Source organism: Advenella mandrilli (genome assembly GCF_016595155.1).
Lineage (GTDB): Bacteria > Pseudomonadota > Gammaproteobacteria > Burkholderiales > Burkholderiaceae_B > Advenella > Advenella mandrilli.
In genome coordinates, this window is record NZ_JAENGP010000005.1 from 86,538 (window position 1) to 101,301 (window position 14,764).

The 14,764-nt window shown below is 53.0% G+C and carries 11 protein-coding genes; 10 read left to right on the plus strand and 1 reads right to left on the minus strand.

The genetic code is table 11. The features are described from left to right. Position 1 precedes the first annotated feature (1 nt). From JHL22_RS06115 to epsC, 10 genes are all read left to right on the plus strand, one after another. Entirely contained in the window at positions 2–871 is an 870-nt protein-coding gene (locus JHL22_RS06115) for a segregation and condensation protein A (RefSeq protein WP_200235034.1), read from the plus strand. Positions 872–903: 32 nt separating this feature from the next. Next, entirely contained in the window at positions 904–1,752 is an 849-nt protein-coding gene (gene panC, locus JHL22_RS06120; protein ID WP_200235037.1) for a pantoate--beta-alanine ligase, read from the plus strand. 92 nt (positions 1,753–1,844) lie between these two features. Further along, positions 1,845–2,075 (plus strand): response regulator transcription factor, encoded by a 231-nt coding sequence (locus tag JHL22_RS06125; RefSeq protein WP_200235039.1) that lies wholly within the window; start codon positions 1,845–1,847, stop codon positions 2,073–2,075. A gap of 214 nt (positions 2,076–2,289) precedes the next feature. Further along, complete coding sequence (gene coaE, locus JHL22_RS06130) at positions 2,290–2,919, plus strand: dephospho-CoA kinase (RefSeq protein ID WP_200235041.1); 630 nt, start codon at positions 2,290–2,292, stop codon at positions 2,917–2,919. Positions 2,920–2,931: 12 nt separating this feature from the next. Further along, the gene (gene zapD, locus JHL22_RS06135) at positions 2,932–3,693 is read left to right on the plus strand and encodes a cell division protein ZapD (protein ID WP_329610641.1); all 762 of its coding nucleotides are present in this window, start codon (positions 2,932–2,934) and stop codon (positions 3,691–3,693) included. Between the two features lie 108 nt (positions 3,694–3,801). Further along, positions 3,802–5,025 (plus strand): MdtA/MuxA family multidrug efflux RND transporter periplasmic adaptor subunit, encoded by a 1,224-nt coding sequence (locus JHL22_RS06140; protein ID WP_200235045.1) that lies wholly within the window; start codon positions 3,802–3,804, stop codon positions 5,023–5,025. Then, entirely contained in the window at positions 5,022–8,120 is a 3,099-nt protein-coding gene (locus JHL22_RS06145; protein WP_200235047.1) for a multidrug efflux RND transporter permease subunit, read from the plus strand. Before JHL22_RS06140 ends, JHL22_RS06145 begins: the two co-directional genes overlap by 4 nt. Then, entirely contained in the window at positions 8,107–11,220 is a 3,114-nt protein-coding gene (locus JHL22_RS06150) for an efflux RND transporter permease subunit (RefSeq protein WP_200235049.1), read from the plus strand. The genes JHL22_RS06145 and JHL22_RS06150 overlap by 14 nt, the downstream gene beginning before the upstream one ends. Before the next feature lie 10 nt (positions 11,221–11,230). Then, entirely contained in the window at positions 11,231–12,664 is a 1,434-nt protein-coding gene (locus tag JHL22_RS06155; protein ID WP_234041149.1) for an efflux transporter outer membrane subunit, read from the plus strand. Between the two features lie 82 nt (positions 12,665–12,746). Further along, positions 12,747–13,703, plus strand: coding sequence for a serine O-acetyltransferase EpsC (gene epsC, locus JHL22_RS06160; protein ID WP_200235051.1), 957 nt, complete (start codon positions 12,747–12,749; stop codon positions 13,701–13,703). Between the two features lie 96 nt (positions 13,704–13,799). On the opposite strand, the gene JHL22_RS06165 is transcribed toward epsC, so the two are convergent. After that, positions 13,800–14,756 carry a Nudix family hydrolase gene (locus tag JHL22_RS06165; protein WP_200235052.1) on the minus strand — a complete coding sequence of 319 codons (957 nt, stop codon included), beginning with the start codon at positions 14,754–14,756 and terminating at the stop codon, positions 13,800–13,802. Positions 14,757–14,764 lie beyond the last annotated feature (8 nt).

Sequence of the window (14,764 nt, forward strand, 5' to 3'; positions counted from 1 at the left end):
CATGGCAGTGGCCTCTGCGGCAATCGATACACTGGTGGACCCCGAGATAGACAGTACCCCCGATGTGGTGGATACGGTCGCTTTGGCTCGTCTGTACGGTGAGCCCCTGTTCAATATCCCGCAAGACCTGTACATTCCTCCCGATGCCCTTGAGGTATTCCTGGAAGCTTTCGAAGGGCCACTGGATCTTTTGCTTTACCTCATCCGCAAGCAAAATTTCAATGTGCTTGATATCCCCATGGCCGAGGTCACCCGACAGTACCTGAGCTATGTCGATCAAATCCGCAACCAGAACCTGGAATTGGCTGGCGAGTATCTACTCATGGCCGCCATGCTGATTGAGATTAAATCCAGAATGCTGTTGCCGGTTCGCAAGTCGGATAACGGTGAAGAGGTGGAAGATCCCCGTGCCGAACTGGTGCGGCGCTTGCTTGAGTACGAACAAATGAAGCTGGCGGCCCAAAAACTGGACACTTTGCCGCAGCTGGGGCGTGATTTCGAGCGGGCCAGTGCGCATATGGATTTAAGCGTGGAACGCATGTTGCCCGAGGTCAGTACCGAAGACCTTCGGCAGGCCTGGCAAGACATCATGAAACGGGCCAGGCTTAATGCCCATCACCAGATTACCCGCGAGCAGCTGTCGGTACGTGATCACATGACGCATATCTTGCGAAGATTGTCAGATATCCGCTTCATGGAGTTTACCGATCTGTTCATGGAAAGGGTTGATGAAGGAGAACCGGCGGCTGTTATTGTGGTGCATTTTATCGCGATGCTGGAATTGGCCCGCGAATCATTATTGGAAATCACCCAGGCCGAGCCTTATGCGCCCATTTATATAAGGCTTGCCTATACAATTGCCGTGGAATAAATTGACCTTGTATAAATAAGAAAGGAAGACAATTGAAAGTAGTTCACACCATTGAGGAATTAAGGGACCAGCTGCGTGGCCAGTTACGGGCTTCCTTTGTACCCACTATGGGAAACCTGCATGAAGGGCATTTGTCCTTAATGCGCCTTGCCCGACAGCACGGAGACCCGGTGGTTGCCAGTATTTTCGTTAATCCGTTACAGTTCGGTCCTAACGAAGACTTTGACAAGTATCCACGTACACTAGAGGCGGATATTGCCAAACTGGAAGAACGGCGCGATGTTTATGTGCTGTTTGCGCCTTCTGTCAAGGAAATGTATCCCGAGCCGCAAAGCTATAGCGTGCAAACCCCTTCCGACTTGGGTAATGTCCTTGAAGGTGAATTCCGTCCGGGATTTTTTGAAGGCGTGAGCACCGTGGTCCTGAAACTGTTTTCCTGTGTGCAGCCCCAAGTGGCGGTGTTCGGGAAAAAAGACTACCAGCAACTCATGATCGTGCGTAATATGTGCCGGCAGTTCCAGTTGCCCGTGACCATTTATGCCCATGAAACGGTACGCGAATCAAGCGGCCTGGCCCTGTCTTCGCGCAATCGCTTTTTAAGCGACACAGAGCGTGCGGAAGCGCCCCTTCTGTATGCCACGCTTAACCAGGTCAAAGACAGGTTGCTGGCCGGAGAAACCGAACCGGCCGCCCTTGATGAGTTTGCCAGAAGCACACTGGCAAGGCGCGGATGGCAGGTTGATTATGTATCGGTCAGAAAGCAGCTTGACTTGCATGTGCCAAGCGCTGAAGAGATTGCCAATAAAACACCGCTGGTTGTATTGGCGGCGGCAAAATTGGGGGCTACGCGTCTTATCGACAATCTGGAAATAGCGCTGTAATTGTCCGGTTTTTACCAGAAAGGGTAGGTGCCAGGCCCGTGGATGGTTCGTATAATCTTTTTTAGGTCTTATATAAGAGTTAAGGAGGTTGTATGAACAATTCAAATTTAATATTTCGACAAAGACTGGCACTGCTTACTCCACGAGAAAAAGAAGTGCTCAAGCTGATTGGCAAGGGGCTATCCAACAAGATAGTGGCTCCCATGCTGGGGGTAACCGAAAGAACTATAGAGGCTCACCGCGCACGTATTCTTCGGAAAATGCAAGCAAAAAATCTGGTCCATTTACTATATCTTTTAATTCCTTTTAGTGAATTTGACTGATTCAAGTACGTTTTTCATCAGGAAAACCGGCAAGCGGTTTGACTGATATTGCTTATGGCGTGTCAACCCGGTTTGGTGTACATTATTGTACGCAGACTGGGTTTTTTGTATCTGGTTTCTTGTTGGCGTCTGGCGTGGTGCTTGTCGTTTAATGTCTGCCAGCCTGAACAGGACAGGCCTGTTTATCGGTTTTTATAATTAATAGAGTGCATAGATGGAAAAATTCAAGGTCGGTATAACCGGTGGAATTGGATCGGGAAAATCAACCGTTTGCCGTTTGTTTGCACAATGGAATGTCACCATTATTGATGCCGATGCTATTTCACATGAGCTGACAGGGCCAGGTGGCAAGGCGATTACCGCTATTCAGAGTATTTTTGGCAAACAGGCCATCAGCGCTGAATGTGGCATGAACAGGGCCTATATGCGCAAACTGGTTTTTGAAGATGCCGGCGTGCGCCATCAACTGCAAGCGATTATCCATCCGCTTATTAACCAGGAAATGGCCCAAAAAACCGCCAGTGCCACCGGCGATTACGTGATTTACGATATTCCCTTGCTGGTGGAATCTATTCATAAATACAAAGATTTCCTGAATGTTATCTGTGTGGTTGATTGCGAAGAGTCCGAACAGGTTTTGCGGGTGCAAGCCCGAAGCGGGCTGTCTGTTGAAGCGGTTATGAACATCATCAGGGCGCAGGCCAGCCGTGAACAAAGGCTTGCAGTGGCCACCGAAGTGATATTTAATGGTAGTGGCGTCACCCACGAACAATTACAGAGCCGCGCTTTTGAATTGCATCAAAAATGGTTATTGCTGGCACAGAAGCTTTCCGTTTCTGGGTGAATGCACAAAGGAGTGAGATTGATTTTATACGAGTATCCATTTAATGAACGAATCCGGTCTGTTATGCGACTGGAGTATCTGTTCAAACGCCTGTTTGCGTTTGCCGGGGCAACTGATGCCATGCAGCAGCACGTGGCTTTATCGGTCTTGTTTGAAATTATGGATTCTTGTGACCGCTCCGAAGTGCGTACGGGAATTTTGCAGGATATCGACAAACAGAAAACCAATCTCGAGGCATACCGCCATTATCCCGATGTCGATATCGTGGCCCTGAACCAGGCCATTGCCGACCTGGAGCGGGTTTCTGCTGCCTTGTCGGGTACCGGGCGTATCGGCCAGACAACCCGCGAAAACGAATGGCTGATGAGCCTGAAAAACCGTTTTTCCATTCCGGGCGGTACCTCCCAAATGGATATGCCGTCTTATTCCGCCTGGCAACTGTTTCCAGAGCAAGAGCGCAAAACTGCGTTGCTTAACTGGATCAAGCCTTTCATGCCTTTGTATGATGGCGTGGCCCAGGTACTGAAAATGTTGCGTGAAGCCAGCCATCCGGTTGACGCAACAACCCAGGATGGAGGTGTTTACCAGGAAATGCTGGGTGGCAAGGTTTATCAGCTTATCCGGGTGTGGGTACCAGAGCATATTCGTACCTACCCGGAAATCAGTGCCAACAAATATATTATCTGGATCCGTTTTCACCAGTTCTCACCCGAGCAAAAAACAGAGTTGGTTACCAGTCCGGTTGCTTTTAAAATCGCCCTTTGCAACGTTTAAGCCAATAGGTATTGCAACTTATTTCAAATTGCGGATGCAAGGTAGCCAGAAACCATATAGATCGTTCACAATATCGTTATTGATTTTTTAATAATGAATTGTTAAGCAATGGCCAATCAAACACAAGAAAATGTAAAAAAACCATCTAATCTCTTCCGATTGGCAATATTTGTCGTGATTGTGATTGGCGGCTACTTTGGATGGCAATATTTTTTTAATGCTTCAACCAATAGTAATGCCCCGGCACAATCAAAAAACGCCGGTGAACAGCGCTCAGGCTCCGGGCCTCGGTCAGGCGGTTCCCGCGCAGCAGGGCAGCTTGGCATGGTAACGCCTGTCAGGGTTGAAACCGTGCAGCAAAAAGACATGGAAGTCAGGGTGCCCGGCCTGGGTACGGTCACCGCTTTCAATACGGTCGCGGTTCGAAGCCAGGTAAGCGGTCCCATTGTGCAGATTGCCTTTACCGAAGGGCAGAACGTCAAGCAGGGCGATCTGCTGGTTGAAATAGACCCGCGTCCTTTCCAGATCCAGCTTCAGCAGGCTCAGGGGCAACAGGCTCGGAATGAGGCGGAACTGACCAATGCCCGGCAAGACTTGAAGCGCTACCAGACACTTTATAAACAGGATTCCATTGCCCGCCAGCAGGTTGATACGCAGGCTGCCCTGGTTAAGCGGCTGGAAGCCCAGGCTTATAGCGACAAAGCGGCGGTTGATGAGGCCCAGTTGAATCTTGAGTACACTAAGGTGCTGGCACCCATTGATGGCCGGCTGGGTTTGCGAAATATTGACATTGGTAATCTGGTTACGGCTAATGCGGCCGAAGCGCTGGTCACTATTACCCAGGTCAAGCCTGTTTCAGTGGTGTTTTCCATTCCTGAAGTTCATCTTGCCGAGGTGGCAGCGCAATACACCAGGGATGTACCGCTGGAAGTGACCCTGATGGACCGCGATAACCTGCGTGAGCTGGCAACCGGGGTGCTGGCCTCCATGGATAACCTGGTAGATGTTGCAACCGGCACCCTCAAGCTTAAAGCCAATTTTGCCAATGAAGACGAAAGCCTGTTTCCCAACCAGTTTGTTAATACGCGCCTGAAAATCCGCCAGGTGCCGCAGGCAATGACCATTTCAACCGATGCGATCCAGAATAGTTCAAGCGGACCGTTTGTTTTTAGGGCAGTTGCCGATAATACGGCTGAAATGGTGCCGGTAAAGTTGGGGGTGACCGATGGTATTTATACGCAACTCCTTGACGGAGTGGCGCTGGGTGACCTGGTTATCACCGAGGGTGTTGACCGCTTGCGCAATGGTTCCAAAATAGAGATTATCCAGTGAATATCTCGCGCGCTTTCATTCTTCGTCCGGTAGCTACCACCTTGTTAATGGTGGCTCTTTTCCTGACTGGGATAGCCGCTTACCGTCAGCTGGCTATTTCTGCGTTGCCCGAAGTGGATTATCCCACCATTCAGGTGGTGTCCCTGTATCCGGGTGCTAGTCCCGATGCCATGGCTTCGCTGGTGACTTCGCCCCTTGAGCGCCAGTTCGGACAAATGCCCGGTCTGACGCAAATGAGCTCTTCAAGTTCGGGGGGAGCGTCGGTCATTACCCTGCAATTTTCCCTGTCGCTGGACATGAGTGTGGCCGAACAAGAGGTGCAGGCCGCCATTAATGCTGCTTCCAACCTGTTGCCATCAGACCTGCCCATGCCACCGGTGTACAACAAGGTGAATCCGGCCGATTCGCCGGTGGTTACGCTGGCCATTACCTCGCCTACCTTGCCCCTGCACGAGGCTCGCGACCTGGTTGAAACCCGGATGGCGCAAAAACTGTCACAAATTTCAGGTGTGGGGCTGGTCAGCATTGCCGGTGGACAGCGTCCGGCCGTGCGCATACAGGTTAATCCCACCGCCCTGGCGGCCAATGGTATGACCCTGGGCGATGTCAGAAGCGGGGTAACCGGTGCTAATATCAACCAGCCCACCGGCAACCTGGATGGCCCACGCCGTGCCACCACGATTTATACCAACAGCCAGCTAAAAACCCCTGAAGAATACGAGGCGCTTATTCTGGCTTACCGCGATGGCGCACCCTTGCGCTTAAGCGATGTGGCCCGGGTGGTTAATGATGCGGAAGATACCCGGCAGGCGGCATGGATTGGCACCGAACCGGCCATTTTGTTAAATATCCAGCGCCAGCCCGGTGCCAACGTGATAGAAGTTGTTGATAATATCAAGGCTCTGTTGCCCCAGTTGCAATCTGCCTTGCCGGTCTCTATCACGGTGGATATCGCCTCTGACCGGACCGAAACCATTCGCCAGTCCATCTCGCATGTCCAGTCTGAAATGCTGATGGCCATTGGCCTGGTGGTATTGGTAACCTATGTTTTTTTGCGCAGTTTCAGCGCCACGATTATTCCTTCCATTGTGGTGCCGCTGTCTATTGTGGGTACGTTTGCTGTGATGTACCTGCTTGGCTTCAGCCTGAATAACCTGTCTTTAATGGCTTTAACGATTGCCACGGGTTTTGTGGTGGACGATGCCATTGTCATGATCGAAAACATTGCCCGTCATATTGAAAAAGGGGAAACGGTCATGCAGGCTTCCCTTAAAGGGGCCAAGGAAATTGGTTTTACCCTGATTTCCCTTACCGTGTCCCTGATTGCCGTGCTTATTCCCTTGTTGTTTATGGAGGACGTGATTGGCCGGCTGTTTAGTGAATTTGCCATTACCCTGGCTGTGGCCATTTTGATTTCCCTGGTTATTTCCCTAACCCTGACCCCCATGATGTGCGCCCGTATGCTTAAGCCCGAAAGCGAGTATCAGGATAACGCTTTTCATGCCAGGATGGGCAAGGCCATTGATGGTCTTATCCACTATTACGATCGCATGCTCAGGGTGGTGCTCAGGTATCAGGGCACCACCCTGGTGGTGGCGCTGGCGACCCTGTTGCTGACCCTGTTTTTATATTGGTGGATTCCCAAGGGGTTTTTTCCGCAGCAGGATACCGGCCTGATCCAGGTTATTACCGAAGCGCCGCAGTCCTCTTCATTTCAGCAGATATCCAAACGCCAGCAGGAAGTGGTTGAGCTGGTTCTGCAAGAACCCGATGTTGAGTCTGTGTCGTCGTTTGTGGGGATTGATGGCAGCAATACCACGCTTAATACCGGCCGTTTGCAAATATCGCTCAAGTCCAATGAAAGCCGAGCCAGTATTGCGGCCATCATGCAACGCCTTGAAGCGCGCCTTGCCCCAATCAGCGGCATCAATGTTTATCTGCAACCGGCCCAGGACCTCACGATTGATACCCAGGTGGCCCGTACGCAATATCAGGTCAGCCTGTCAAGCATTGACGCTGCCTTGCTGAAGCAATGGGTGCCCGAATTTGTGGGCCAGCTCAGGCAAAGTCCGCTGTTAACCGGCGTCACCGACAATTACCAGACAGGGGGATTGCAAGCCAATGTGATGGTGGACAGGGATGCGGCCGCGCGTTATGGGGTGTCCATGGCGCAGGTTGATGAGGCGCTTTACAATGCTTTCGGTCAGCGTCAGATTTCCACTATTTTTACCCAGTCGGCCCAGTACCGGGTCGTGCTAGAGGCTGATCCCGAATATGGGCAGTCACCGGCAGACTTGTCCAATGTTTATGTGGCGTCAAGCAACGGCAGTCCGGTGCAGCTCACCCAGATTGCCCGCATTGATAACTCACAAACCCTGCTAGAGGTGATGCGGGTTGATCAATTCCCGGCGGCGCTGGTTTCTTTTAACCTGGCCGAAGGGGTGTCCCTTTCTGCGGCAGTCGATGTGGTTAACGCGGTCAGGGCACAAATTGGTATGCCGCTGTCGGTAGAAATGCGTTTGCAGGGGGCGGCCCAGGCGTTTGAGTCTTCCCTGTCCAGTACGCTCTGGTTAATGCTGGCGGCGGTGTTTACCATGTATATTGTGCTGGGCGTGCTTTATGAAAGCTATATCCATCCCATCACCATTCTGTCCACCTTGCCGTCGGCCGCTGTAGGGGCACTGCTGGCCTTAATCATGACCGGCAGGGAGCTGGACATGATCGGGATTATCGGCATTATTTTGCTTATTGGCATCGTCAAGAAAAATGCCATCATGATGATTGACTTTGCCCTTGAGGCGGAAAGACATCAGGGCCTGAGCCCCCAAGAGGCCATTCACCAGGCGGCGCTGTTGCGTTTTCGGCCGATTCTCATGACCACCCTGGCGGCCCTTTTTGGTGCTATTCCATTAATGCTATCTACTGGTACCGGTGCGGAATTGCGCCAGCCGCTGGGCCTGGTGATGGTGGGCGGCCTGATTTGCAGCCAAATCTTGACGCTGTTTACCACGCCAGTCATCTACCTGATGTTTGACCGGCTGGGCAAGCGGCATGCCGCCACCACCGCAAGGGATGAAAGCAGTGAGCCTGTCTAGCCCCTTTATTTCGCGCCCTGTTGCCACCTCTTTACTGGCATTGGCGATTGCCGTGATGGGGGCGGTTGCCTATTACCTCCTGGCGGTTGCCCCGTTGCCGCAAGTGTCTTTCCCCATGATTTCGGTGCGCGCCTCGCTATCGGGGGCCAGTCCCGAGAATATGGCCTCCAGTGTGGCGACCCCGCTGGAGCGGTCTCTGGGCAATATCTCGGGCGTGATGTCGATGAGTTCGCGCAATACCGAAGGCAGTACGCGGATATTCCTGCAGTTTGAGATGGACAAGAATATTGATGATGCCGCGCGTGAAGTGCAGGCCGCCATCAATGCCGCCCGGCCCCTGTTGCCAAGCAGCATGCGCACGCCGCCCACTTACCGCAAGGTAAATCCGTCTTCTTCACCCATTATGGCACTGGCGCTTACCTCTGAAACGCTTGACCAGGGCCAGCTTTATGACCTGGCTTCAACCATTTTGGCGCAAAAACTGGCCCAGGTGGAAGGCATTGGCGAGGTAACCATTGGCGGCAGTTCCCTGCCTGCCGTGCGGGTGGATCTGAATCCCTATGTCCTGTCTTCTTACGGTATCGCCCTTGACGAAGTGCGCGCGGCGATTACCTCGGCCAATACCGTCAAGCCCAACGGTTTTCTGGAAAATGCCGACTACCGCTGGCAGATTGGCACCAACGGGCAATTGGACAAGGCGGCTGATTTTGAAAACCTGGTGATTCGCTGGCAGGATGGGGCGGCGGTGCGCCTGAAAGATGTGGCCAAGGTTTACGATTCAATCGAAAGTGTTTTCAATAGTGGCTTTTACAATGATGAAAATGCCATTATTATGCTGTTGCGCCGGCAGGAGTCGGCCAATATCATTAAAACCGTAGAACTGGTCAAGGCCGAATTGCCGGCCCTGAGCCTGCTTCTGCCTTCACAGGTAAATCTGGATATCGTCCAGGACCGTACGCCCAGTATCCGGGCCACCCTGGCCGAGGCTGAATTTACCCTGATCCTGTCGGTGGTGCTGGTGACCCTGGTGGTGCTGGTTTTTTTGCAAAATGTGCGGGCCACCTTAATACCGGCTATTTCGGTGCCCTTGTCTTTGCTGGGTACCTTCATTGTCATGTATTTCCTTGAGTATTCGCTTAACACCATTTCCCTGATGGCCCTGATTGTGGCCACCGGGTTTGTGGTGGATGACTCTATTGTGGTGCTGGAAAACATTACCCGCCACCTGGAGCGTGGTATGTGGCCTTTTGCGGCGGCCCTGCAAGGCGCCAAAGAAGTTGGTTTTACCGTAATGACCATGAGTGTTTCCTTAATTGCCGTATTTATTCCCCTGCTGCTGATGGGTGGATTGCCGGGACGCCTGTTCAGGGAGTTTGCGGTCACTTTGTCGGTGGCGATTTTAATGTCCCTGCTGGTTTCCTTAACGCTGACCCCCATGATGTGTGCGCAGTGGCTGAAAAATCAGCCGGTTCAACGTAAAGAGGGCTGGCTGACCCGGCAATGGAACCGTTTTTTCGATGCCATGCTGGGCGGTTACAAGAAAACCCTGGGCTGGGCCCTGCGGTTCAAATTCCTCACTTTGCTGACGCTGTTGTTCACGATAGCCCTGAACGTTTATTTATATACGATTGTGCCCAAAGGTTTTTTTCCGCAGCAGGATACCGGCATGATTCTTGGCTTTTTCAGGGTTGACCAGGGCACTTCCTTCCAGGCCATGGTGCCCAAGCTGGAAGTTTACCGTGAAGAAATCCTGAAAGATCCAAATGTGGATACCGTGATGGGTTATGCCGGCGGGCGCGGTGGCAGTAATTCCAGTTTCTTGATGATCCAGCTTAAACCGTTTGATGAAAGGGAATTGTCGGCCAACGAAGTGATTAACAACTTGCGCCGCAAGTTTCCGGTTATTCCGGGGGCCCAGCTGTCATTGGTGCCGCAGCAGGATATCCGTGTGGGCGGGCCGGGTGGTGGTTCAACGGGTTCTTATGACTATACCTTAATGTCCGGAGACCTGGAGTTACTTAGGGAATGGATGCCTAAAGTACAAAGAGCCATGGCAGCCTTGCCTGAAATTACCGAGGTGACGGCGGCGGTGGAAGACAAGGGGCGCCGGATTGAATTGGTGATAGACCGTGAAATGGCGACTCGGCTGGGGGTGGACATGAGCCTGATTGCCGGTTCCCTGAATAACCTGTTCAGCCAGCGCCAGGTGTCGGTGATTTACAGTGCGCTTAATCAATATCATGTGGTGATGGGGGTGGAGCAGCAGTATGCCCAGGATGCGCAGGTATTGGATACGATTGAATTAATGACGGCAGATGGCAAGCGGGTGCCCTTGTCGGCATTTGCCACTTTCAAGACGGCTAATGCACCGCTTAGCGTGCAGCACCAGGGTTTGCTGGCCTCTGATTCCATTGCCTTTAACCTGGCGCTGGGGGTAACGCTGGAGCAGGCCAGCAACGCGATTGAAAATGCCGTTGCCCGGTTGAATTTGCCCACCAACGAAATCCAGGCCGGTTTTGAAGGCAATGCGCAGATGTTTCAGCAAACCATGAGCCAGCAACCTTGGCTGATTTTGGCCGCGCTGGTGGTGATGTATATTGTGCTGGGCATTTTGTATGAAAGTTACATGCATCCTTTAACCATTCTGTCCACCTTGCCATCGGCCGGCGTGGGTGCCTTGCTGGCTTTGCTGCTGGTGGATATGGAATTTACGCTAATTGCCCTGATCGGGGTGTTTTTGCTGATTGGCATTGTGAAGAAAAACGCCATTATTATGGTGGATTTTGCCTTGCAAAAAGAACGCCAGGAAGATTGCCTGCCCGAGCAGGCGATTTATGAAGCCTGTGTTGTCCGTTTCAGGCCAATCATGATGACAACGCTGGCCGCCATGTTTGGTGCCTTGCCGCTGGTGCTGGCAACGGGGGCGGGGGTGGAAATGCGTCAGCCGCTGGGGGTGGCCATTGTGGGGGGGCTGTTTCTGAGCCAGGTGCTCACCCTGTATACGACACCAGTGGTTTATTTGTACCTGGATAAATTGCGCTGGCGCTTTGCCAGAAAGAAAAAACGTACCGCAGAAGTGGTTCCGGGTATTGAAAGTTAAAGGTTGAATAATGAGTGAAGCATTAAGCAGTAATTCCCGTGCTGTGGCCAGGCATTCCAGGCTGTTTGCGGCTATGCTGGCGCTGGCCCTGTTAAGTGCTTGTACGGTAGGCCCCGATTATGTACGTCCCGCTCAAGATACCGGGCTGGTCTACAAGGCGGAAAAGGTGGATGGTTGGGTACAGGCCAGGCCCGGTGACGATTTGTCTAAGGGCAACTGGTGGGAACGCTTCAATGAACCGATATTGAATGATTTGATGGTGCAGCTGAATGCATCCAACCAGAATATTGCCCAGGCAGTGGCCCGTTATGATGCCGCCAGGGCTTTGAGCGCGCAGGCCCGTTCGGGATTTTTTCCGGTATTGGGTAGCGGTGCCGGTTATGATCGTTCAGGTGGCAGCAACCGGTCGGGAAGCTCACAATATGATTTAAGCGGATCCCTGAACTGGGAACTTGACCTGTGGGGCAAAATTCGCCGTCAGGTGCAAGGGCAGCAGGCGGCACAGCAGGCCAGTGCGGCCGACCTGGCCAATGTCAGGCTAAGCATGCAGTCGGAGCTGGCCCAAAGTTATTTTACCTTACGCATGATTGACGAGCAGAAGCGTTTGCTGGAGCGCACCTTGCAGGCTTATGAGCGTTCTTTGCGTATGAATCAGAACCGTTATGCGCAAGGGGTGTCGGCACGGGGTGATGTGGTGGCTGCCATGGCACAGGTGAATAATGCACGTGCGCAGGCCATTGATATTGAAGCCGAGCGGGCCCGCACGGAAAATGCGATTGCGGTGCTGACCGGGCAGTTGCCGGCCAGCGTGAATATAGCGCCCATGGCTTTCGAGGTAACGGTGCCCGCGGTTCCCGTGAGTGTGCCGTCAACGTTGCTGCAACGGCGGCCTGATGTGGCGTCTGCCGAGCGAAGGGTAGCGCAGGCCAATGCCGATATCGGGGTGGCCCAGTCGGCCTGGTTTCCCGACCTGAGGCTGAATTTGTCGGGTGGCTTGCAGGCGGCCACGTTTTCGGACTGGGTTTCTTCCCCGCTTAATTTCTGGTCATTGGGCCCGGCGCTGGCCATGACCCTGCTTGACGGGGGCGCACGTACGGCCAGTATCAATTATGCAAAAGCGTCTTATCAGGCCGAGGTGGCGGGGTATCGGCAAACGGTCCTGACGGCTTTGCAGGAAGTGGAGAATGCGATTAGCTCGTTAAGTGTGCTTAATCGCGAGCTTGAGGTCCAGTTGCAGGCATTGGTGGCTTCACGCGAGTCATTGCAGATTACCCGTAACCAGTTTGAGGCGGGTCTGATTGATTATTTAAGTGTGGTGCAGGTGGAAACGTCTGCCTATGCGGCCGAGCGGACGGCTTTACAATTGGAAAACCAGCGGCTTAATACGGCGGTTGAGTTGATCAAGGCGCTGGGGGGCGGCTGGCGCGAACAGGTAACACCGTAGTATTGTTGTGGTTTGTTTGCGGAATTTTCCCGGCTTGTGTTAAAACTGTAATATTTAGTTGACCCTTTTTGACGGGTGTTATATGCCGATTTTCAAATGTGATTCCAAAAGTGATAATCCCCAGGTTTTTCCGTTGGATGATATTGTCTGTGGTCTGCGCGAGGCGCGCCATAAGTGGCGGGTGTCGCAAAACCGCCAGCACGAGATCGGGGGACGGCATTTGCCTTCTCCCAGTGCGATTAGTGATGCGTTGGATTCGCTGATTGGTGCGCTGTTCCCAATGCGTTTGGGGCCTAATGATTTGCTGCAGGAAACCGAGGATTATTATGTGGGTTATACCATTGGGGTAGCGCTGAATGTGTTGCTGGCCCAGGTTCGCCTAGAGGTAAAATATCAGTATCGCAATGACAGTCTGGATGCCGAGGCACTGGAAGCTCGTGCGGTGGAGATTATGCAGGCGTTTTCGATGGCCTTGCCAAGGATTCGCAGTCAGCTGGATACCGATGTGAATGCAGCTTATGTGGGCGATCCGGCCGCCGGCAGTGTTGATGAGGTGCTGTTGTGTTATCCGGGTATTCTGGCGATGATTTATCACCGGATTGCGCATGATTTTTATAAGCTGGATGCGAAGTTGGTGGCGCGTATTATTGCCGAGCTGGCGCATAGCCAGACGGGTATTGATATTCACCCTGGGGCGCAGATTGGTGAAGGGTTTTTTATTGATCATGGCACGGGTGTGGTGATTGGCGAGACAACGATTATTGGCGAGCGGGTGCGTGTTTACCAGGCGGTAACGCTAGGCGCGAAGAGTTTTCCGGTGAAAGAAGACGGGTCGTTGCATAAGGGGTTGGCAAGGCATCCGATTGTTGAGGATGATGTGGTGATTTATGCGGGAGCCACTATTCTGGGCAGGGTGACTATTGGGAAGGGGGCAACGGTGGGCGGTAATGTGTGGTTAACGCATGATGTGGCACCAGGCAGTTTTGTAAGCCAGGCTTCCAGTAGCGATGAGCGGTTTTTTCAGAAGAACGGAGAGTAGAAGGTTTTCCCCGGCTCTCCCCTTGCAGCGCCGGGGTGGTTCTAAACAGGCAGATACCCCTCTTGCAGCGTCGGGGTGGTTAAACGCTTTAGTTGTTCACCACCCACTAATCCCCGCAATCCCGTGCGCACCGTTTTGTTGGGCGACGGGTAGCAGGGTTTCATTCATGCCGCCAATGGCAAAAATGGGCAGGCCGGCTTCGGCGCCCAGTTGGGCGAAGGTTTCCCAGCCCAGCGGGGGTTGGTTGGGGTGGCTGACAGTGGGCAATACATGACCCAGGACGACAAAGTCGGCCCGCAGGATGTTGGCATAAAGCAGGTCGGCCAGGTTGTGGGCCGAGATGCCAATCAGTTTGTCTTCAGACAAGGGGCGTTCTTCCAGAAGGAGGGCGTCTTGCGCTTTCAGCTGTACGCCATCGGCCAGGCTCCACCAGGCTTTGGGGTGGATGCTGTTAATTAACAGGCGGGCACCTTTTTGCTGGCAGCGCTGGTGGGTTTCCTGCATGAGTGCTTTCAGGGATTCGGCTTTGGGGCCTTCGTCCCAGTTGGGTTCGCGCAGTTGAAACAGGCGTATGCCCCGGTCTAACAGGGTGTCCAGTTTTTCCAGCCAGGCGGGTGCATTGGCGGCGGAACCGATGGCGCTGATGACATAGCGGTTAGGGGTGGTGAGCCATTTCAGGGGGGGCAAAGAGGCGGGTAATAGCTGGCCCAGTTGTTCTGCGCTTTCGGGCAAGGTCCAGGCCAGTTGCTGGTTTTCAAGGCCTTTGGGGGTGCCTTGCCAGCGGGTGACTTTCCAGAAGGCAAGGTGGACGATGTTTTTGGGGTATTCGTGAACGAAGTTGACCCATGGGGTGGCCTGCTCAACTTCAATATCAAGTTCTTCTTTCAGTTCACGGCACAGGGCCTGGTGGACGGATTCACCGGCTTCTATTTTACCGCCGGGAAACTCCCACCAGTCTTCCCAGGGTTTGCCTTTGGGGCGTTGTCCAAGCAGTATTTCACCGTTGTCACGGATGATGACGCCAACGGCGACATGAATGTGTGGTTTTGACATGTTTGTGT